General features: G+C 35.8%; 15 protein-coding genes. 10 read left to right on the top strand and 5 right to left on the bottom strand.

Annotated elements, in window-relative coordinates:
- Positions 1-104 precede the first annotated feature (104 nt).
- Together pfkB and QM512_RS09215 are read left to right on the top strand one after the other, a co-directional pair.
- The gene (gene pfkB / locus QM512_RS09210; protein ID WP_282805385.1) at positions 105-1,031 is read left to right on the top strand and encodes a 1-phosphofructokinase; all 927 of its coding nucleotides are present in this window, start codon (positions 105-107) and stop codon (positions 1,029-1,031) included.
- 15 nt (positions 1,032-1,046) lie between these two features.
- Complete coding sequence (locus tag QM512_RS09215; protein ID WP_282805386.1) at positions 1,047-2,978, top strand: fructose-specific PTS transporter subunit EIIC; 1,932 nt, start codon at positions 1,047-1,049, stop codon at positions 2,976-2,978.
- Between the two features lie 6 nt (positions 2,979-2,984).
- Here QM512_RS09215 and QM512_RS09220 read toward each other — a convergent pair whose 3' ends face one another.
- Positions 2,985-3,923, bottom strand: coding sequence for a hypothetical protein (locus QM512_RS09220; protein WP_282805387.1), 939 nt, complete (start codon positions 3,921-3,923; stop codon positions 2,985-2,987).
- 162 nt (positions 3,924-4,085) lie between these two features.
- Between QM512_RS09220 and QM512_RS09225 the strand changes: the two genes are divergently transcribed.
- The 3 genes from QM512_RS09225 to QM512_RS09235 all read left to right on the top strand — a co-directional run bounded on the left by QM512_RS09225 (position 4,086) and on the right by QM512_RS09235 (position 9,749).
- Positions 4,086-6,035, top strand: coding sequence for a M13 family metallopeptidase (locus QM512_RS09225; protein ID WP_282805388.1), 1,950 nt, complete (start codon positions 4,086-4,088; stop codon positions 6,033-6,035).
- 144 nt (positions 6,036-6,179) lie between these two features.
- The gene (locus tag QM512_RS09230; RefSeq protein ID WP_282805389.1) at positions 6,180-7,886 is read left to right on the top strand and encodes a cell division protein; all 1,707 of its coding nucleotides are present in this window, start codon (positions 6,180-6,182) and stop codon (positions 7,884-7,886) included.
- 204 nt (positions 7,887-8,090) lie between these two features.
- Positions 8,091-9,749 carry a phosphoenolpyruvate carboxykinase (ATP) gene (locus QM512_RS09235; RefSeq protein ID WP_282805390.1) on the top strand — a complete coding sequence of 553 codons (1,659 nt, stop codon included), beginning with the start codon at positions 8,091-8,093 and terminating at the stop codon, positions 9,747-9,749.
- Positions 9,750-9,830: 81 nt separating this feature from the next.
- On the opposite strand, the gene QM512_RS09240 is transcribed toward QM512_RS09235, so the two are convergent.
- From QM512_RS09240 to QM512_RS09255, 4 genes are all read right to left on the bottom strand, one after another.
- The gene (locus QM512_RS09240; protein ID WP_282805391.1) at positions 9,831-11,882 is read right to left on the bottom strand and encodes a KUP/HAK/KT family potassium transporter; all 2,052 of its coding nucleotides are present in this window, start codon (positions 11,880-11,882) and stop codon (positions 9,831-9,833) included.
- A 149-nt stretch (positions 11,883-12,031) separates the two neighbouring features.
- Positions 12,032-14,029: a KUP/HAK/KT family potassium transporter gene (locus QM512_RS09245; RefSeq protein ID WP_282805392.1), complete on the bottom strand. Its 1,998-nt coding sequence runs from the start codon at positions 14,027-14,029 to the stop codon at positions 12,032-12,034.
- A 146-nt stretch (positions 14,030-14,175) separates the two neighbouring features.
- Positions 14,176-14,595 (bottom strand): hypothetical protein, encoded by a 420-nt coding sequence (locus QM512_RS09250; RefSeq protein ID WP_282805393.1) that lies wholly within the window; start codon positions 14,593-14,595, stop codon positions 14,176-14,178.
- 86 nt (positions 14,596-14,681) lie between these two features.
- Positions 14,682-15,737: a hypothetical protein gene (locus tag QM512_RS09255; RefSeq protein WP_282806469.1), complete on the bottom strand. Its 1,056-nt coding sequence runs from the start codon at positions 15,735-15,737 to the stop codon at positions 14,682-14,684.
- A gap of 184 nt (positions 15,738-15,921) precedes the next feature.
- Between QM512_RS09255 and QM512_RS09260 the strand changes: the two genes are divergently transcribed.
- From QM512_RS09260 to QM512_RS09280, 5 genes are all read left to right on the top strand, one after another.
- Positions 15,922-16,131, top strand: a complete 210-nt coding sequence (locus QM512_RS09260; RefSeq protein ID WP_282805394.1) for a DUF1659 domain-containing protein — start codon at positions 15,922-15,924, stop codon at positions 16,129-16,131.
- A 56-nt stretch (positions 16,132-16,187) separates the two neighbouring features.
- The gene (locus tag QM512_RS09265; RefSeq protein ID WP_282805395.1) at positions 16,188-16,427 is read left to right on the top strand and encodes a DUF2922 domain-containing protein; all 240 of its coding nucleotides are present in this window, start codon (positions 16,188-16,190) and stop codon (positions 16,425-16,427) included.
- A gap of 203 nt (positions 16,428-16,630) precedes the next feature.
- A complete protein-coding gene (locus QM512_RS09270; RefSeq protein WP_282805396.1) occupies positions 16,631-18,586 on the top strand; it encodes a glucosaminidase domain-containing protein in 1,956 nt (651 codons plus the stop codon).
- 62 nt (positions 18,587-18,648) lie between these two features.
- Positions 18,649-21,063 carry a GH25 family lysozyme gene (locus QM512_RS09275; protein WP_282805397.1) on the top strand — a complete coding sequence of 805 codons (2,415 nt, stop codon included), beginning with the start codon at positions 18,649-18,651 and terminating at the stop codon, positions 21,061-21,063.
- Positions 21,064-21,159: 96 nt separating this feature from the next.
- Positions 21,160-21,987, top strand: a complete 828-nt coding sequence (locus QM512_RS09280) for a PfkB family carbohydrate kinase (RefSeq protein WP_282805398.1) — start codon at positions 21,160-21,162, stop codon at positions 21,985-21,987.
- Positions 21,988-22,039 lie beyond the last annotated feature (52 nt).

Below are 22,039 nucleotides of genomic sequence, written 5' to 3' on the forward strand. Positions count from 1 at the left end.
AAAATTTTACCACTTATTTAATAAAACGCTTTCACTTCAGAAAAACCTTACTGTCTTATCTAAGTATACTAATAATGTAAGCGGTAAGAAAAGGAGAAAAGCTCATGATTTATACAATAACACTCAATCCAGCAATTGATTTAGTAATTATCACTAAAAAATTAGAGCCAAACACTGTAAATCGAACTGAGAACTTTGAGCTTCAACCTAATGGTAAAGGTGTAAATGTATCATTTATTTTGAAAAAAATGGGTATAAAAAACATGGCGACCGGAATTGGTGGCGGATTTACGCTCGATTATATTACTTCTGGTTTAGAAGAAAAAGGTATTAAAACTGAATTTCTTAAGGTCAAAGAACCTACTAGAGTTAATGTGTTCACACGTGTTTTAGATCAAAATGCGGAATATAAAGAGGTAAATCCTGGACCAGAGGTTAGTGAAGAAGTTCAAAAAGAGTTTCTGGAATATTTAAAAAGTACATTAAAAGCAGACGATACTTTGATTATTTCGGGCAGCTTTTCAAGAGGAATTCGACCAGATTACTTAGTTGAAATCGCTAAGATTACAGCGGATAAGCGAGTGAAATTAGTAATTGATTCAAGCTCTAAAGTTGTTCTTGATACACTTCAATATCATCCGTATTTATTAAAACCAAATGACCAAGAGTTAGCTAGTTTTTTTGATTTAGATGAAAAATTAGATCAGAAAAAGATTATTGAATTGGCTCGCAAGTTAATCGCTAGTGGATGTCAAAACGTTCTTGTATCTCTAGGTCAAGCAGGTGCAGCTTTAATTAATAAAGATCATGCTTATTTTGGCAATGCACCTAAAATACAAGCACTAAATACAGCAGGTGCGGGTGACACAATGCTAGGCTCTTTTATTGGAGAAAAGGAAAAAGGTAAAAGTGATGTAGAAGCTTTGAAACTAGCAATAGCTGCTGGAAGTGATACGGCTAGTCGGTCTGGATTAACAGATTTTGAAATAGAAAAGTATTTACAAGAAATTCAAGTAAGTGAGGTTAAGTAGAAGGGATGAAAAAAGATGACTCAATATGATTTAGTTGGAGCAACCGGATGTGCTACAGGCGTTGCACACACTTTTATGGCTGAAGAAGCCTTAGAAAAAGCTGCGGAAAAGCTAGGCTATACTATTAAGATTGAAACTCATGGTCAAACCGGTGTTGAACATGAACTTACACCAGAAGAAATAAGAAATGCTAAGGGAGTAGTTATTGCTTCTGACGTTGATGTTGATCCAGATAGATTTGCCGGAAAAAGAGTAATAATTGTTCCAGTTGCAAAAGGAATTAAAGAACCAGAAACTTTGATTAGAGAATCTCTAAATTCAGAAACACCGATTTATAAGCCGGGGCAAAAAGTTGAGAGCGCTAGAGAAGCAAGTAGCGCTGGTACAGAAAAGTTAGGTACCAAAATTTACACTTCATTAATGAATGGTGTTTCTCATATGTTGCCATTTGTTGTGGCTGGTGGGGTATTGATTGCTATTTCTTTCTTCTGGGGAATTTATTCAGCAGATCCAAAGAGTAGTCAATATAACCAATTTGCCTATATGTTAAACACAATTGGTAGTACAACAATGGGATTGATGGTTCCAGTTTTAGGTGCATTTATTGCCGAAGCATTGGCTAAGAGGTCAGGCCTAGTAGTAGGTTTTGCGGCTGGAATGATAACTAGCGTTGGTGGTGGTGGATTCTTGGGTGCGATCATTGGTGGTTATTTAGCTGCTATTGTAGTACTTTTACTTCAAAAATTAATGAAGCCGTTGCCAGATAAGGAATTTAGAGGCTTGAAGTCTATTTTCTTATTGCCAGTTTTAGGTGTCTTCATTACTGGTGCAATTATGTTCTGGTTGAACGGACCAATTAAGGCTATTAATACCGGAATGATGTCTTGGCTAAAAGGATTTGAGAATTCAAGTCCAATTCTGTTAGGAATTATCATTGGTGTAATGTGTGCTTCCGACTTTGGTGGCCCAATTAATAAGGCTGCTTATGTAACTGGTACTGCCTTGCTTGCTCAAGGAAACTATTACTTCATGGCTGGTGTATCTGCTGCATGTATTGCCCCACCTCTAGCTACTGGTTTTGCAGTATTATTAAACAAAAAGGCATATTCTAAGAATGAGCGAACTGCTGGTTATGTCAACTTTTTATTAGGATCAACTCATATTACTGAAGGAGCTATTCCATTTGCGGCCAAGCACCCATTATGGAATATTCCAGCATTTATGATTGGTTCAGCAATTGCGGCAGCCTTAACCTATGTTTCTAGAATTCAAGTTCCAGCACCGCATGGTGGTTTTATTATTTTGCCTTTGGTTAATAAGCCATTTTTGTGGGTATTGTGGATTGTAGTTGGTGCCCTTGTTTCAGGAATTTTGCTTGCTTTGATCGCTGGCAGATTTACTAAAAAAGAACCACAATTTGAAGATGGCCCAGATATTGATGTCTTCGGTGAAGAAGAGAATATTAAAAAGCCAGTAGTTGAAGAAGAAACTACTGCCTATAAACCTAAAGAGATCTTGAATACTCAAAATATTAAAATTAATGTTGATGTACCAAATAAGGATGCTGCTTTGAAGTATTTAGCTAATCTAGCAGTAAAGAATGATCTAGCTACTAGTAGCCAAGCTGTTTATGATAAGTATTTAGTTAGAGAAAAGGAAAATTCTACCGGAATGACTGATGGCTTTGCAATTCCACATGCACAGTCTGATACTATCAACCAATCTGCGATGCTAGTTTTGAAGTTGAAGAATCCGATTGAATGGAATTCTTTGGACGGGCAGAAGATTGATACGGTAATTTCTTTCTTAATTCCAGCCAAAGACAGTAAGACTCACTTGCAGTACTTATCTAATACGGCTAAGCTGCTTACCCATCAAGATTTTATTAAAAAATTGAAGCAAGCTAAGACTCCAGAAGAGATTGAGAAGTTGTTTGATGAAGAATAAGTAAAATTATTTAAGTTTTAGACGTTTAATTACTAAAAAAGTTAGTAAGCCTGTTAAACCTAAACTCATTCCTATTAAAGTTGACTTTAAATTTGAATTGAGTTTAGGTTTTTTCTTATCTTTTTTGTCGAGTTTTTTATGTTGTGTGTTGCTGTGTGTTGCCTTTTTAGAAGATGAGTTATTAATTGAGTTTTTAGCCGATGACGTAGATTTGGAAGGCATGTCTATATTAGAAGATGAAGTAGCGTTAGTTGAGTTTTTATAGTTTTCTTCTTTAGTTTTATTAGGATCATAACCTAGATATTTTTGAAATAAATAAAGAGCATGCGAACTAGGATGATACCCAGCTCTATCAGAAGGAAGGGGATGTCCTAGAAAAGACATATAAGCATGATAAAGATCATGAAGATTTACGTTCCCCTCATCGTCTACTTGTAAGCCATCTTCATTAAGTTTAGGATTAGCTGTTTCATTGCTATCTTTATTATTTTTTATATTATCCATAGCCTCTTGAGATTTTTTATAGGTTTCAGAATTAGTTTTAACCATCGTCCATCTAATCTCTGTTACTCCACTTTTATTGTTCCAATTTACTGGGATCATAGCTGAAGGATTACCTACAAATGCATAACCATCAATATGAATAGGGGTAATACCATCGGCATCGAACATACGATGAGGACTGTCTGTATATCCGACTTGAGTAGCTAATAAAAATCTTCCGAGATATTTATTAGTATCTTGATCATAAACTTTTGCATATAGTTTTTGTACACTACGTTCATGAGTGGAGGAAGATTGAGTTTCAGGATGAGTATTTACATCTTCAGCATAGACGATATTATCGGAAGAAGTGTATAAGATGGCTGTAGTTGAAGCTATTATGAAGGTTACTTGAAATATTTTTTTGCCATATATTTGAAGTAATAAACTTATTCTTTTCATAATAATTTTCTCCGTTATTTAATACTTATCTCTATTATCTAGGAACATGGATAAAAAGACCAGTGAAGAATAAGTAAAAGCTAATTTTTAATAATAGACTAAAAATTTTAATAATGATATCATTTATGTAACCACTTATGAATTACAAGGAGGAATTAATTAATGGCATTATTCAATGTACGTGGCGGTGCTGGTGATATCACTAAGCCAGATCTTAACGCAAAACCACAAGATAATCTTTACTTAGCAGTGAACTCTGAATGGATTGAAAAAGCAAAGATTCCCTCAGATCGTTCGAGAATTAGCTCATTTGATGGCATTGATCTAAATATTGAAAAAAGTTTAATGCAAGATTTTGCTGATTTTGCAGCTGGTAAAAAGAAATTGCCAGAAGTTCCTAATTTTAACAAAGCAGTTGAACTTTATAAGATTGCTAACAACTTCGACAAGAGAAATGAAGATGGAGCCAAGCCAATTAAGGCTGATCTTGAAGAAATTACTAGTTTACGCAACTTAGCAGACTTAAATTTAAGAGCAGCAGATTTTTATAAGAATGCTTTTGACTTGCCAATCAGTGTATCTGTTGACGCAGATATGAAGGATACTAAAGTTCATGTTGTTTACTTTGGCGGACCAGGTTTATTCTTGCCCGACACAACTACTTACGATAACCCTGCAGCAGCAGACTTATTGAAGGTATTACAAGACCAATCTGAAAACTTATTGAAGATGGCTGGTGTGAGTGAAGCAGAAGCTAAGAAGTATGTAGAAGATGCTTTGAAGTTTGATAAAAAGCTTTCTAAAGTTCTTAAGTCATCTGAAGAATGGGCAGATTATCCAGCAATGTATAACCCTGTGTCTATAGATGAATTTGAAGCTAAGTTTGATAGCTTTAAGATTGATAATTTCTTAGGTAACTTATTTGCTCAAAAGCCTGAAAAAATTATCGTAACTGAACCAAGATTCTTAGATCATGTTGAAGAATTAATCAATGAAGATAATTTCGACGAAATTAAGGGATGGATGGTTGTTAAGTTCATTAACGGCGTAGCTGCATATCTTTCTCAAGATTTCCGTGAAGCTGCTTTTCCATTTAGCCAAGCTTTATCAGGTCAACCCGAATTATCTTCTGGAACTAAGCAAGCTTACCGTTTAGCTAATGGTATGTTTAGCGAAGTAGTTGGTGTCTACTACGGTCAAACTTACTTTGGTGCAGAAGCTAAGGCTGATGTTGAAGACATGATTCATAAGATGATCGATGTTTATGAAAAGCGTATCTCTGAAAATGATTGGCTATCTGAAGACACTAAGAAGAAAGCAATCGTTAAGTTACGTGCTTTAATTTTAAAGATTGGTTATCCTGAAAAAATTGAAAAAATTTATGATCGTCTTCAAGTTACTCCTGAATCAGAAGGCGGCAGTCTTTACTCAAACGAAAGTGCTGCTGCTGTTGAATCAGTTAAGTATAACCTTGAAAAATTGACTGAACCAGTCGACAGAACTGTTTGGTTAATGCCAGGTAACTTGGTAAATGCATGTTACGATCCACAAAGAAATGATATTACTTTCCCAGCTGCAATTTTGCAAAAGCCATTCTACGACTTAAAGCAATCACGTAGCTTAAACTACGGTGGTATTGGTGTAGTTATTGCCCACGAAATTTCTCACGCCTTTGATAACAACGGTGCTAAGTTCGATGAATTTGGTAACTTGAAGAACTGGTGGACTGACGAAGACTTTGCTGAATTCAAGAAGCGTACGCAAGCTGAAATTGACTTGTTTAATGGCATTGAATATGGTCCAGTTACTTTGAATGGTAAGCAAATTGTTTCAGAAAATATTGCAGACCAAGGTGGTTTAACTGCAGCTGTTGAAGCAAATAAAGGCGAAAATGGTAACATGAAGGAAGTTTTTGAAAACTTCGCTCGAGTTTGGGCAAACAAGCAACTTCCAGAATCTATTAAGACGCAAGTTTCAGTTGACGTTCACGCTCCTGGTCCGGAAAGAGCAAATGTTCAATCACAATGCCAAGAAGAATTTTACAAGGCATTTGATGTGAAACCAGAAGACGGCATGTGGCTTGATCCAGAAAAACGTGTTGTAATTTGGTAGGAATTAAATAAGGATTATTAAGAATCAAATGGCACGAAGCTATTTGATTCTTTTTTCATGGTTTGCAAAAAAAATTCGTTAATAATATTATGAATTGGTATTCTTATTACCTAAGACAATATTCTTAATTAGAAAAGGTTAAAAATGTTAGAAAAAATAAAAACTAATAAGTTTTGCCAATTTATCTGGCCATATTTATTAATTATTTTGGCCACAACAATTGTTATCTCACCCCAATTGATCACGCACACTATCTTAGCTAGTGACGATACAGCAGACACTTTATTTCACTATAGTCGTTTTTATGATGCAGGAATGCAGCTAAAAACTGGAATTTTTAGTATTTTCCAAACTAATTTTACTTTTCAGCAGAGCGGTAGAATTATTAATGCCATTTATGGGCCACTTTTCGCCTACTTTAACGGGATTTTAGTTCTCATTGCTGGTAATTGGTTTAACTACCAAGTCATTTTAGCTTATGTTATTTCGCTATTAGGCGCTGGTAGTATGTATTACCTCCTAAAGCAGGTTGGTATTAATAGGTTATTAGCCACAGTAATGGGAATCATTTACATTAATATCGGGATGATTCCGGCCTTTATTAACCGCAGTTCTTTTAATGGCTGGGGCCAGGCATTAATGCCTTTAGTTGTTTTGTGCGGCGTACGCATGATTCAGGATAAAAAGCAGCCAATTAACTGGATTCAGTTAATGTTAGTAATGAGTTTGCTAGTGCAAGTTCATGTTTTAAGTACCTTAATGGCAGCTCTTTTATTAATTCCTTTCTTTATCTATTCCTTGATTATTAACCATAATTCTAAAAAGGTATGGCTACCTTTTATTAAGGCAGTTATTGGAACAATAGTATTGTCCGCCAATGTTATTGGAGCTTTTTTAGTTTTAATGCCTAATAATCATTTAGCTGCAAATACTGAGTTTGATCTCTCGCGCGGAGGTCTGCGTCCACATATGCTTTGGCATAACGAGTATGGAACAGCATTTGCCTATATTTTGCCGATTTTTGTTTTACTAATTATTGCGCAGTTCGTCTACGTAGTAATGCACCACAAAAAAGACAAATTAAATACCTTTGTAACTATTTGGGGCACCGTCTTACTAGGACTTTCTTCATTTGTTTTTCCTTGGGGATTAGTTCAAAGAATTTTTCCGAGTCTAAAGTCATATTTCCAGTTTCCGTTTAGATTAACTGTTATTGCTTATCCATTAATTTTGCTAGGGATGGCATTAACTATTAACCATTTACTAAAGCAAGGAGTTAAGCCAAGGACAGTTGGAATTAGCTTACTAGTAATTCTCCTTTTAGAAGCTGCTGTGCCAAATATCATTACTAACCACATCTTTACGGTTGCTTGCGGAAAAGATGCACAAGTTCAAACAGTAGCAAAAGCCGCAAACAGTGATCAGATGCTTAAGATGCTGAAATGGCATTATTTGCCTGATTATTTACCAACTAAAGACAAGTCGATTGACCAAAATGCGGCTTATCTTTATAAGATAAATGTGGTTGACCAATATCAAAAGTTCAATCATAGAGTTGCTAAAAACGGTGATCTTATCCTTTCTTGGAAAGGAAACCAAAATAAAGATATTGTCTTACCTGTTGTTTTGTACAAGCAAAGTGAATTAATCGTGAACCATAAAAAATTTACTGGTGCAAAAAATGTAATTGGAAATCCGATTATTAAGCAAAAGCGTGGCTTAAATCATGCCGTCTTACGCTTTATTGTTCCGGTTGGGTTCTATGTAGTCAGCGCAATTTCATTGATGGCATGGCTTAGTGTGGTTGTATTTTACTTATGGAAAAAATTCATCAACAGTAAAAACAATTAAATAAAAGCTGTTTAATCATATACAAAAGCAGTCTTCTGATCAGGTGGTTTGATCAGGAGACTGCTTTTTCTTTGTATGGTTTTACTTACTATTAATATCAATTTATTTTTAGATTATTACATGGCTATAGCTGGTTTGTTATGTTATGATTTAAATGTAATTAGTGAAACCGCTTTCCTATGGTTTCAGAGGAGGAAAAATAAGTTGAGTACACAAGAACGTTATTCTCATGATGAGTTAAGAAAAGCTAACAAAAAATTTAGTCGGGTTCGTTCTACTATTGAATCTGCCTTTTATGGCAACAATGTACACGAAGTAACTAGCGTTGCTGAAGCTTATAATTTAGCTAAAAAACAATCTGGTGTTATCGAAACTGACCTACCAATTTTACATACTAAGGAATTAGGTTTGCCACAAGGTGCAAAGCAATTAGTTTATAACCACGGTAAAATTTTGGGTAGAACAGCAAGTGCACGTCACTTTGTTGACGATCCAAAAGAAGATCCAGAAGCACTGGCAGGCAATTTACGTGAAGATATCTATAAGGGCCACGATCAAAAGTTCCTAAAGGCTACAGTTTTAGTTGGATTAGATCCAAGTTTCACTGTTAAGGCACATATTATGATGCCGGAAGATCAAGCCTTTAACTTACTTTCATATATTTTGAACTTCCACTTCTTTGATGAAGAAGCAGAAAAGATTTATAAGAATTCTAAGTTATATGACGAAGGAGATATTTACTTCTACTTCGATCCAAATACGCAAGATGATGATTATCCTAAGGGCTTTGGTGTCTTTGATGCACCGCATAACTGTGCTGCTGTCTTTGGCTTACGCTACTTCGGTGAATTGAAGAAGGGTACTTTAACTCTTGCTTGGGCTATGGCTCACAGAAATGGTTATACTGCTTGTCATGGCGGTGAAAAGTCATTCCACTTCAAAGATAAGGATGATAAGGTATTTGCCTTCTACGGCTTATCTGGTTCAGGAAAATCAACTTTAACTCACGAAATGTATGATGGTAAATATGATATCACTGTTTTACACGATGATGCATTTATTATTTCTCGTGAAGATGGTTCTTCAGTAGCCTTAGAGCCTTCATACTTTGATAAGACTCATGACTATCCAGCAGGTCACCACGAAACTAAGTACTACACTACTATTATGAACTGTGCAGTTACTCAAGCTGAAGACGGTAAGAAGGTTATTGTAACTGAAGACTTACGTAATAACAATGGTCGTGTAATTAAGAGTCGTTATACTTCACCACATAGAGTTGATTACGAAGATGCACCAATTACTGCCTTGTTCTGGATTATGAAAGATGGGTCACTACCACCAATTTTGAAGGTTGATGATCCAGTTTTAGCAACAACAATGGGTCTTACTTTAGCAACTAAGAGAACCAGTGCTGAAAATTTACCTAAAGGCTTTGACATGAATACCTTGGTAATTGAACCATTTGCAGACCCATTCCGTGCTTACCCAGTATCTGGTGACTACTCAGACTTCAAGGAATTGTTCACTAAGCGTGGAGCTTCTTGTTACATCTTGAATACTGATGCCTTTATGGGTAAAGATATTCCAAAGGAAGTAACTAAGAAGTTAGTAGAAGATCTTGCTAATGGCAGCATTAAGGACAGTGACTGGAAACCATTTGGTAACTTCAAAGGTGTATCATACTTACCAATCGAAGGCTATGAAGTTCACTTAGATGATCCAGAATACCAAAAGACCTTAGCTAAGAGAATGCAAGACCGTTTAGATTGGTTGAACAAGTATGATGAAGAACATCCTACTCAACCAATTCAAGAAGAAGCTAAGAAGACCTTGGAAGGTATCATTAAAGAATTAAATTAGTTGATAAAAAATCCTCTATAAGTTTTTATATTTGAACACAAAAAGCATCCCAATCGGGATGCTTTTTGTATCTGTTATTTATTACTCTTTAAGTTCACCTTCAGCTTGAAGTTTCTTTTTTATAACTTCAAATTTTTTTGGAGCGATTCGAGTAATGTGTTGTCTTCTTTGATTTCCTAGAATTAAGGGAACACGTTCGATGACGGTATCCGCATAATCTAAGCCAAACCAGGAAGCTGGGTTGGATGAAAGGTTTTGCAACCATACACGTGCCTCAACTAAGAATTTTTCATAGCTACGTAATTGAGTCTGAGGACTAATTACATCGTTAACGATAACAAATGAGAAGTCACCAACATCTCTACCGGGTGTAGTGGTGTATTCTTGTGGTTGAGATTCAATTGTTCCATCTGCAATTAAATCATGAACAATTTGTCGCAAGTACACGTTTACACTAGTTTGCTGTTTGAAACCTAGGAAGAGCTGAACATTAATTACGTTCTTTGTACCATAGGTATTAACTGCATATTCAGCAGTATATGGTTCGTTAGTAACATTAACTGTTACAAACCAGTATGCCCTTGCACGTTTAGGACGCTTATCCAAGATAGAATAAAGAATTTCACGCTTAATAAACTTATTGTATTTAACTTTAGCCATATAAACTAAGTTAGTAGCAAAAGTAGGATAATCTTCGTCGTGGCTTAGGTTTGTCAACATATCGACATATTCATCAAGTCTTACATAAGCATTACGTGATTCACGCTTATCTCTGATCTTATTACCATAGAACCAAACGTACATAATGATTCCGATGAAACCAGCAATAACTAATGAAACATAACCACCATGCATGAATTTACTTAAGCTAGCCAACATGAACATGATGTCTAAGAAACCGAAGAAAATTAAGAAAATCCAGTTCCAAATTATGTGAATTCCTTTCATTGCTAGCCATTCATAGAGCAAGATTGTGGTCATTAACATTGAAATAGTAATTGACAAGCCATAAGCTGCTTCCATATGAGCGGAAGTTTGGAAGAGCAAAACAATTGCAATTGTTGCGGCACAGATCATCTTGTTAACAGAAGGAATATAAATTTGTCCCTTCTTGGTTGAAGGATACATAATATTCATTCTTGGTAAGAATTTTAATCCACTTGCTTCAGCTACTAGAGTAAATGAACCAGTAATTAAAGCCTGTGAAGCAATAACAGCAGCGATAGTTGCTAGGACAATAGCAGCTAAACGAATGTTTTGTGGGATGATTTCAAAGAATGGATTGAAATCACCATTTCCAGCATTGTAGTTAGGATTATTTAAAATCCACACACCTTGACCAAAGTAGTTAAGTGATAAACAAACAAAAACATATGGCCAAGATCCAATAATATTACCTTTACCAACGTGTCCTACATCAGAATACAAAGCTTCAGCACCAGTCGTGGCAAGGAAGATTGATCCTAAAATAAAAATTCCTGCCTTATTATATGGGCTGAATAAGAGCTTGATTGCGTAGTATGGGTTAAGAGCCTGTAAGATGGAAAGGTCGCCCACCATGTTCATTAATCCGACCACACCTAAGAAGGTAAACCAGATAAACATGATCGGACCAAAGGCCTTACCAATAATACTTGTTCCCATTCGCTGGATTGAAAAAAGAATCAGCAGAATTACTACGGTAATTGCAATAACGGTTCCTTGCGTAGAAACTGGAACATTGCCGTGACCAAATTCAATTCCCTTTAATCCTTCAATGGCTGTTGTAACCGTAACAGCCGGAGTTAAAGTACCATCAGCTAAGATGGCGGCTCCTCCGATTAAGGCCGGTAACACTAACCATTTTGCTCGTTTACGCACTAATGTGTAGAGAGCAAAAATTCCACCTTCACCGTGGTTAGTTGCTTTTAGCGCAATAAAAACAGTTTGCAGAGTTGTAAGTAATGTAACTGTCCATAGTACTAAAGAAATAGAACCGACAATAAAATCGCGATTTACGTGAGCAATACCGCCGTTTCCAGCAACGATTGACTTCATAACGTATAACGGACTAGTTCCGATATCGCCGTAGACAATACCGATGGCAATCAGTAAGCCTGCAGCAGATATATTTTTCCGTGTTTTTTCATTCATTTTTATTCTCCCAATAAATAGCCAAAATGACTAAATATTCAAATAACGTAAAAAAGAATGCCAAAAAGGGACATTCTTTTTTAAACATATCTATTTTCATCTATTTATGCAATAGTTGCAAGTATCTATAAGAGAATAATTGAAAATATTTATCTTAATTTAGTTCTGTGAATTGATTTAATATCTTGCGAACCTAGAATTAATGGAACACGTTCAACCACTGTGTCAGCGTACTCTAATCCAAACCAAACAGCAGGATTAGAAGATAAATTTTGAAGCCAGACGCGACTTTCAACTAACCACTTTTCATAGGTATTTAGTTGTGTTTGAGGACTAATTACATCATTGACAATTACGAATTTGAAGTCACCAACATCTCTACCAGGAGTTATAGTATATTCCTGTGGTTGTGATTCAATTGTGCCATCTTTAATCAAATCATGGACGATTTGACGTAAATAGACATTCACTTTTTGCTGTTGCTTAAAACCTAAATAGAGTTGAACGTTAATTACATTCTTGGTGTTATAAGTATTAACTGCATATTCAGCAGTAAATGGTTCATTAGTTACATTTACAGTAACAAACCAATAGGCATGCGCGCGTTTTGGACGCTTATCTAAAATTGAATATAGCATGTCACGTTTGATGAATTTATTATACTTAACTTTTGCCATGTAGACTAAGTTTGTTGCATATAGTGGCACACTTTCGTCATGGCTTAAATTACTTAGCATAGTTGTGTATTCGTCTAAACGGACATATGCGTTTTCAGCTTCCCGCTTATCACGGACTTTATTACCAAAGTACCAAACATACATAATTGCTCCGATAAATGCAGCAATAATTACGGTAACGTAACCACCATGTAAGAACTTAGCTAAGCTAGAAATTAAGAACATGGTTTCAATTGCGCCAAATAAAAGTAAAAATATTAGGCGTAAGCCTAAGTTAACTTTTCTAAGTGACAAGTACTCAAATAATAAGATTGTAGTCATAAGCATGGTTACTGTAATTGCTAAACCATAAGCTGCTTCCATATGCTCAGAAGTTCTGAATAAGAAGACAATTGCAATTGTGGCTACACAGAGCATTTTATTAATTGAAGGGATGAAGATTTGTCCTTGTTCAGTAGAAGGGTAGATAATCTTCATTCTTGGTAAAAATTTCAATCCGCTGGCTTCAGAAACTAGAGTAAATGATCCAGTAATCAAAGCTTGCGAAGCAATAATTGCGGCTAGGGTAGCTAAGATTATGGCAAAGAATTTCCATTGATTTGGTAAAGCTTCAAAGAATGGATTGAAGTCTGTTGCACCGGCATGATAGTTAGGGTTTTCTAAGATCCAAACACCTTGACCAAGATAGTTCAAAGCTAAACAAATGAAGACGTAAGGCCAGGAGCCCATAATATTGCCTTTTCCTACGTGACCAACATCCGAATAAAGTGCTTCTGCACCAGTAGTAGCTAAGAATACTGCTCCTAGAATTAGGACGCCAACTTTATTAGCTGGACTAAATAAAATTTTAACTGCTAAAATAGGATTAAGTGCTTCGAGAAACGACCAGTCATGACTTAAATTCATGATTCCAGTTACTCCTAAGAAGGTGAACCAGACTAACATAATTGGGCCGAATGTCTTTCCGATAATACTAGTTCCCATTCTCTGGATAGAGAATAAAAATAGCAAAATAAGGATAGTTATCATAATAACGCTATTTTGGTTTGGAACAGGGATTTCATTTCCAAACTTCATATTTTTAAGACCTTCGATAGCGGTTGTAACAGTAACAGCTGGTGTTAAAGTGCCATCAGCTAGTAATGCAGCTCCTCCGACTAAGGCTGGGATAACTAGCCACTTGGCTTTTTTTCTAACTAAAGCATAAAGTGAAAAAATACCACCTTCACCGTGATTAGTGGCTTTAAGAGCAATTAGGACATATTTAACTGTTGTTAAAAGCGTAATTGTCCAAAGAATAAGTGAAATTGAACCGACAATATATTCACGGTTAACGTGTGCAATACCACCATTTTCATTTACAATCGCTTTCATAACGTAAAGCGGACTTGTACCAATATCGCCGTAAACAATTCCAATAGAAACTAAAAGGCCCGCTAAGGTAACCTTTTTACGCAATTGATTATTCATATTGAGTTTTCCTCTAAAATAAAGTATTAAATAATATTTTTAAATAAAATAAAAAGAATGTATTGTAAAAATACATTCTTTTTATTTTCGTTAGCACTATTTTGTTCCTTTGAAACCCAATATGCAACTAATAAATTGTGATTTTTTTATGAAAGAGTTTGCTTGATTTCGTTACGACGATCAGTGTACCATTTTTCCCAATCTTCGTAAGTTTTCATGTTTTGTGGATCTACGCCAGTTTGCTTTTGGATATTGTTAAGCATATCCATAAAACGTTCCGCATGAATATTTAGTACGTGCTTAACTAAGTTTTGACGGCTGAAAGCCATGTTGTTAGTTAAGTAAGTATTAATTTCGATTACATCGTGGTTGCCATCGTAAACATCCATGATTTCAAGATCGCTTTCGTCAAATTTTGAAATGTAGAAGTTAGCAAATGTCTTTAAGTAATCAGGTTGTTCTTTAAATTCAGTAGCTGGCATTTCTACACGATTTGCTTCTGGCATAACTACTTCAAATTCTTCTTTTTCTTGAGTTTCTTCGGTGTTCTTCTTGTCTTCAGTCAAAGTTAAGAGCTCCTTTACTGTCTAGCTGTACAAAAATTCAATATAATCTTACATTGAATTACAATCAAAAGCAAATTTTGTAAGGTTTATTTAAAGTTTTCTACATCTTGTTTAGTGTATGAATCGATTGTAGTGTGTCCGTTGTTAGCAGCTGATCTCATGAAGTTAACTACTTCTTGATCAGACCAAGAACTAGTATCAACGCCGATTGAGCTTAATTGATTACGAGTTTGGGCAATTACTCTGCCAGTAACTGTTTGACCATTAATCATCATACCGCTATTGTCTGAGTTTGATGAAGAATTAGTGTTTGAGTTGCTGTTAGCTGCATTATTGCTTGAGGCATTTGTGTGAGACGATTGTTTGCTTGCCTCGTTACTATTTTGAGTATTAGTACTATTTGAACTGTTTTGGTTAGAGTTAGAAGTAGTGTTGCTATTAGTCTTGCTACTATTAGATGAGCTAGATTTTGAACTAGTAGATTGCTTGTGTGAAGTAGTTGCTTCATCGTCGTCATTAGCATCTAAGTTCTCTGTATCGATATCATCGTTAACGTCTTCGCCATTTAACTTAGCATTAGCAACCTTGCGTAAGTGTTTTACGTTCTTCTTTACTTTCTTGTAGTACTTACCATTAATATAAGGTAAATCTAGAATTTGATCGCAAGATTCAACAGCTGCTTGATAGTCGCTATCACGGTAGCTTAATTTGGCTTGCTTGTATAAAGGATTAATGTCATGAGTGATATGATCTTGAACCTTATCAATGGTCTTATAGAGCTTAGAAGCTTGCTTAGTCATTACAGAGTAGCCGTTAGTTTTGTTAGCAGCCTTGTCTAACTCACCTAAAGCATCTTTAAATTCATATTCTCTAATTTCTTCCTTAGCATCCTTCATATCGCCAGCTTGATCTGCGTAAGCTTTTGATTCAGAAGTAGCTTTAACATCATGAGCATCTTCAAATTTTTCTTCAGCTGTTTCGTATTTTTGACTAGAAGCAGCATCTTTTCCTTGGTTCATGTAGGTAGTGTACTTATCTGAACTATTATTAGATGAATTATTTGATGATGTGTTTGAACATCCAACTGCTAAAAAGGTAATGAAGAATGCCGTAATGGCAACTCCGAGTTTTGATCGTTTCATCATTTTTTCCTCCTATAAAAATGAATTTATCTTACTTAAATTATACCAAATTTCGTTCATGAAAAATTTACTGAAAAGTTGGCACAAATCTTTTAGATAAATCGTTAGTAATAGTGTAAGGCAATTCACCGGTGAAGACTTACAAAATTATTTAATTGTTAATTTGACTACGAGGAGTATAAAAATGGAATTTATTTTAAAAGATCAATCAGTTCAATTTACTTTTGCGGGTGAAAAATATACTAATGGCAAGAAAAATAGAATTTTAAAGAATGTAAAGAAAGCAGCCAGTGCTGAAGACGTAATGAAAGTTGGCAAGGCTTTGTCTAAGTTGCAAAAAGATGATGGGGTTAAAAACGCAAGATTAATCTCATACTCAGACATTCAAGCTTAATCAAAAACATTAACAAACTACTTATATAGGAAATTTTTAACTAAGGAGAAAATAAAATGACTATTACTAAAACTTTAAGACTTACATTTAAGAACGCTAAAAATAAAAAGGTAAATTTATCCTTACCTGATGCGGCAGAAAACTTGACTGAAGAAGAAGTTAAAGCCGCTATGAATGAAATGTGTGAAGCTAATCTTTTTGTAAAGGAAGAAGTTGATCAATATCAGGCTCCTTTATCTGCTCAATATGTTGAACGTACAGTTACTTCTGTGTTTGATGATAGTGAAAAGAATTAAAGCAATATTTTGCGAGCTAAGGACCTTAATTAAGTTATTAAATAAACTCTTGAAAGGGTAGTGCTTCGGCATTACTCTTTTTATTTTTGGACGAAAGTGTGTAATTTATGTTACTTTTTTATTTCAGAATGTTTGTTCGGTTGTATCTAACAAGTTGCCACACTACAATAAAGGGTGTATGTAAATTGGAGGGAGTTTAAGCAATGAAAAAACGAACATTCACTGGTATTGCTACCGCGGCACTTATCACAACTGCCGGTATATCAGTTACCAACAACCTTAAGCCAGAAAATCCTTTAAAAACTGGTGAAGGTACTGTTCAAGCTGCAACATATCAACAAGAATTTTTAAACAAAGCTATTCCAGCTGCTACAACTGCATCATCTAAGTATGGTACTTATACTTCAGTTATGCTTGCTCAAGCAACTGTTGAATCAGGCTGGGGCCAATCAGGCTTAGCACAAGAGCCTAACAACAATTTATTTGGTATTAAGGGTTCTTACAACGGCCAATCAGTAAATATGAACACTGGTGAATACGGCAACGGTGGTTATTACACTACTAATGCTGGATTTAGAAAGTATCCATCATATACTGAATCATTTGAAGACAATGGTGCTTTATTACGTAACCAAATGGGTAACTATTACTCTGGTACTTGGGTAGAAAATTCAAGTAATTATGCTCAAGCAACTCAAAATGGTTTACAAGGAAAATACGCAACTGATCCAAACTACGCAAAGACACTTAACAGCGTTATCGCAGCTAATGGCTTTGATAAGTACGATCCCGTTACTCAAGTTGTTAACGAAAACCGTACAGTTGCACAAACTACACCAATTATGAGTGCGCCAGTTGATGCTAGCGTTGGTACTCAAGTTGGTACTGCAAGAACTGGTCAAAACGTAAATGTTACTAAGTACATTACTTATAACAACGGCGTTAAACGTGCATATATTGGTACTGGCTGGATTAATGCACTTGCATTTAGTCCAATTACTACTAATACAACTACTGCTAATGCTGCAACTACTAACACTAATAATAGTAATAAGCAAAATACTGCTGCAACTACTAATAATCAAGCAAGTCAAGCAGTTAAGACACCAGTAGCACAAACTCAACAAGCTAAGAGTCAAGCTTCTGCTGCACCAGTTAAAACTGCAACTGTAGAAGTAAAGAAGGCAGCTGAAGTTAAAACTCCAGTCCAAACAACAACTTTAAACGTTAAAACTGAAACTAAGGCAGCACAACCTGTAAAACAATTAGCTGCTTCATTAGCAGTTGCACCTAAGAAGGAAGAAGTTAAGAAGGAAGTTGTTAAAGCTGAACCAGCTAAGACAACTCCTGTAAAGACTGAAACTGCTAAAACTGAAAATAAAGAAGTTAAACCTGCTACTCCAGTAGTTAAAGCTACTGAAACTAAGAAGACTGAAACTGTTAAAAAAGTTGAAACTCCAACAGTTAAGCCAGTTGAATCTGTTAAGAAAGAAACAACTCCGGTTGTTAAGGCAGCCCCAGTAGCTATAACTAAAGAAGCTGCTAAGACTACTGAAGCTCCAGTAGTTAAACCAAAGAAGGTTGAAGTTAAGGAAGTTAAGACGACTCCAGTTACTACTAGCGCAAAGACTGTTGTGAAACCACTTGCTGCAGTTAAACCAGTTCAAAGTTACCAAAATGCTGTAACTATTGCCGCAGCTAATAACAATTATGGCACTCAATGGATCAGCACTAATACTGCTCCTAAGGCAGCATCTACTGTTTTAATTAAAGTTACTAAGACTGTTGATGTTTTATCAGCACCAGGTGGTCAAAAGTTAGACCAACACGTTGAAGCTGGCTCAGAGTTTGTTGTTATTGCTTCTAAGTACTACAATGGCAACTTATATTATGAAATTAGCAACGGTAAATGGATTATGGCAAAATATACTACTCAAGAAGCACAAATTACTGCAAAATCAGGTGTATTGACTATTAATTCTAAGCCAGATTATGGTGTTCCAGTATGGCGTGTTCCAGGTCAAGATCAAATTGCTGGTAAATTCTTAAAAGACGGCTCAAGCTGGAGATATTTCCGCGTAGCTAACGTTCAAGGTCAAACTTGGTATGACCTTGGTGGAAACCAATGGGTATCTGCCAAGTCAGTATTAGTTCGTTAAATTTTAATCTATAGAAAATAAAAATTGTTTCATTAAAATTTTTTGGAGGAGAAAGTTTTTTAATGCGTTCAACAAATAAGAAATTTATTAGTGCATTAGCTTGTGCTAGTGCTATGACAGCTTTAGCAATTGTAGATCCGATGGGTGTTACTAAAACTCATCAAGTAGCACAAGCCGCAACTGATAATGTGCCTGCACGTTCTGCAGGTGTGGATGTTTCAAGTTGGCAAGGTACTAACTTGAATCAACAAGCAAAATCTGGGGCACAATTTGCTGTCGTTAAAGTATCTGAAGGTACAAATTATCAAAATCCTAATGCTCAAGGTCAAATCCAGAGTGCTGAACAAAATAATATGATGACTATGGGTTACCACTACACTCATTTTGGTTCAGACAGCAATCGAGCAGTTCAAGAAGGAAACTACGCAGTTAATTCAGCACAACAAGCTGGTTTACCACAAGGTTCATACTTAGCAACTGATTGGGAGCAAGACGTTAACAATAATACTAACGGCAGTGTTGCAGCTAATACTAATGCAATTACTAGCTTCATGGATACTGTTCATGATGGTGGATACAACCCAATGCTTTATTCTAGTGAATGGTTATTAAAGAATAAGGTTGATACTAATAAGATTTCTGAAAAGTATCCAAATGCCTTATGGGTAGCTAAGTATAAGACTAATGGCCGTGAAGATAATCCTGACTTCAACTACTTCCCATCAATGGATAATGTGGCTATTTGGCAATATACACAAAATTGGCGTGGTCAAAATGTTGATGGAAATGTTAATGTGGTTCCACTTTCTAATAAGACTAATACTAATAACAACACATCAAATAACGCTGCTAATACCAATAATTCAAATGCTAATAACGGTCAAAGTAGTAGTCAAGCACCTGCTAGACCAAACACTAGTAAACCAGTTGAAACCGAAACTAATTGGATTAAGCAAGATGGTACTTTCACTACAGGTGGTGCAATTAATTTAAGAACTGGTGCAAGTACTAATAGTAATATCATTGCTCAACTTCCAGCAAACAGTGAAGTTAAGTATGATGCTTATGCAACTAAAGGTAATTACACATGGTTAAGACAACCACGTGCAAATAACGAATATGGCTACTTAGTAGGACGTGCAAATGGTCAAGATTGGGGTACTTTTAAGACGACTCCAAGTACTAATAATACTGCTAAGCCAAGTACTAATAACAATAATAAACCAGTTCAACCAACTACCAAGCCAAGCCAACCAGCTCAAAAACCAAGTACAAACACTAATGTAAATAGTGACTGGACTAAGCAAAATGGTGTATTTATCACAGGTGGCGCAATTAACTTAAGAACTGGAGCAAGCACTAACAGTAAAGTAATTACAGAATTACCAGCTAACTCAGAAGTTAAATATGACGCTTACCGTACGATTGGCCAATACACATGGCTAAGACAACCACGTGCAAATAACGAATACGGCTACTTAGTAGGCCGTAACAATGGCCAAGCATGGGGAACATTCAAAGAAGGTTCCGCAACAGCAAGTAAGCCAGCTCAACCAACTACCAAGCCAAGTCAACCAGCTCAAAAACCAAGCACAAATACTAATGTAAATAGTGACTGGACTAAGCAAGATGGTGTATTTATCACAGGTGGCGCAATTAACTTAAGAACTGGCGCAAGCACTAACAGTAAAGTAATTACAGAATTACCAGCTAACTCAGAAGTTAAGTACGACGCTTACCATACGATTGGCCAATACACATGGTTAAGACAACCACGTGCAAATGGTCAATATGGATACCTAGTAGGCCGTAATAATGGTCAAGCATGGGGAACATTCAAGGAAGGTTCTGCAGCAGCAAGTAAGCCAAGTCAACCAACTACCAAGCCAAGCCAACCAGCTCAAAGACCAAGTACAAACACTAATGTAAATAGTGACTGGACTAAGCAAAACGGTGTATTTATTACGGGTGGCGCAATTAACTTAAGAACTGGCGCAAGTACTAACAGTAAGGTAATTACACAATTACCAGCCAACTCAGAAGTTAAATATGACGCTTACCGTACAGAAGGTCAATACACATGGTTGAGACAACCACGTGCAAATGGTCAATATGGTTATTTAGTAGGCCGTAACAATGGTCAAGCATGGGGAACATTTAAAGAAGAATCAGCTAAAGCTACTACTCCGGTAGCTAATAAACCTGTTCAACAAACTACTCCTAAGCAAGTAACTACTAATAATGCTACTTGGACTAAGCAAAATGGTACTTTCATTACCGGTGGTGCAATTAACTTAAGAACTGGAGCAAGTACTACTAGCCCAATTATTGAAACTTTACCAATTAATACTGTAATTAAGTACGATGCATATTACCGTTCTGGTAACTATGTATGGTTAAGACAACCACGTGCAAATGGCCAATATGGTTATTTAGTTGGTCGCTTGAACAACCAAGCATGGGGAACTTACAGATAATTTGATAATAGTTCTTAAATAGACTAAAAAACATGAAAGACATGATCCGAATAGGAATCATGTCTTTTTTGTCTTATAATAATCTATGAAAAAAGCATGGAGGATATAGTTTTGATTTATACAGTAACCTTAGACCCTAGCGAAAGCGTAGTAGGTAAAGGAATTAATATTTCACTTATTCTAAAAAAATTAGGTATTGATTCAATTGCAACCGGTATTGTAAATCATAAAAATGTAGAGCAGGTTGCAGAAGAACTTGATAAAGCAGAAATAGGAAATCAATTTATTGAGCAGAAACGTGGAATTAAAATTACCGCTAAGAATCAGCAAAAATTGTTAGATTATCTTAAAGTTTTAAAAGCTGGCGATATCTTAGTAATTGCTGGTAGTTTTGCTAAAGGTATCGATCCAGTCTATTTAACTGATCTTGCCAGAGTCGCTGATAAACGAGCAGCAGGTTTAGTTGTTGATGTGCCTTATGAAAATGTACTCGATATCTTACCAATGAACCCACTATTAATTAAACCAAATGAAACTGAATTAAAGCATTGGTTTGAAAAAGATAATCAAGAAGTAACAACAGAAGAACTAATTAATATGGCCCACAACCTAGTGGTTAAAGGTGCACAACATGTATTGTTGTCTTTAGGCGCTAACGGAGCTGCAATTGTTAATATGATGGATGCTTTAATGGCACATGCGCCTGAAATTGAAGAAGTTAATAGCACTGGTAGTGGAGATGCACTTCTTGGAACTTTCCTTGCTGGAATGTTAAAAGGCTATATGCCAGTTAGAAACTTATCAGATGCGATTGCTGCGGGAAGTGATACTGCCCAAAGTGAATGGCTTACTGACTTTAGAACTACACCAGCCCTTCAAAAACAGGTCATTGCAAGAAGAATTACCTTTGAAGAAGCAGAATAAAGAAAATAAGTTGGCTTGCTAAGGCCGACTTATTTTTTGATGCTTTTTTTAG

It is taken from the genome of Lactobacillus isalae (assembly GCF_947539375.1).
GTDB lineage: Bacteria > Bacillota > Bacilli > Lactobacillales > Lactobacillaceae > Lactobacillus > Lactobacillus isalae.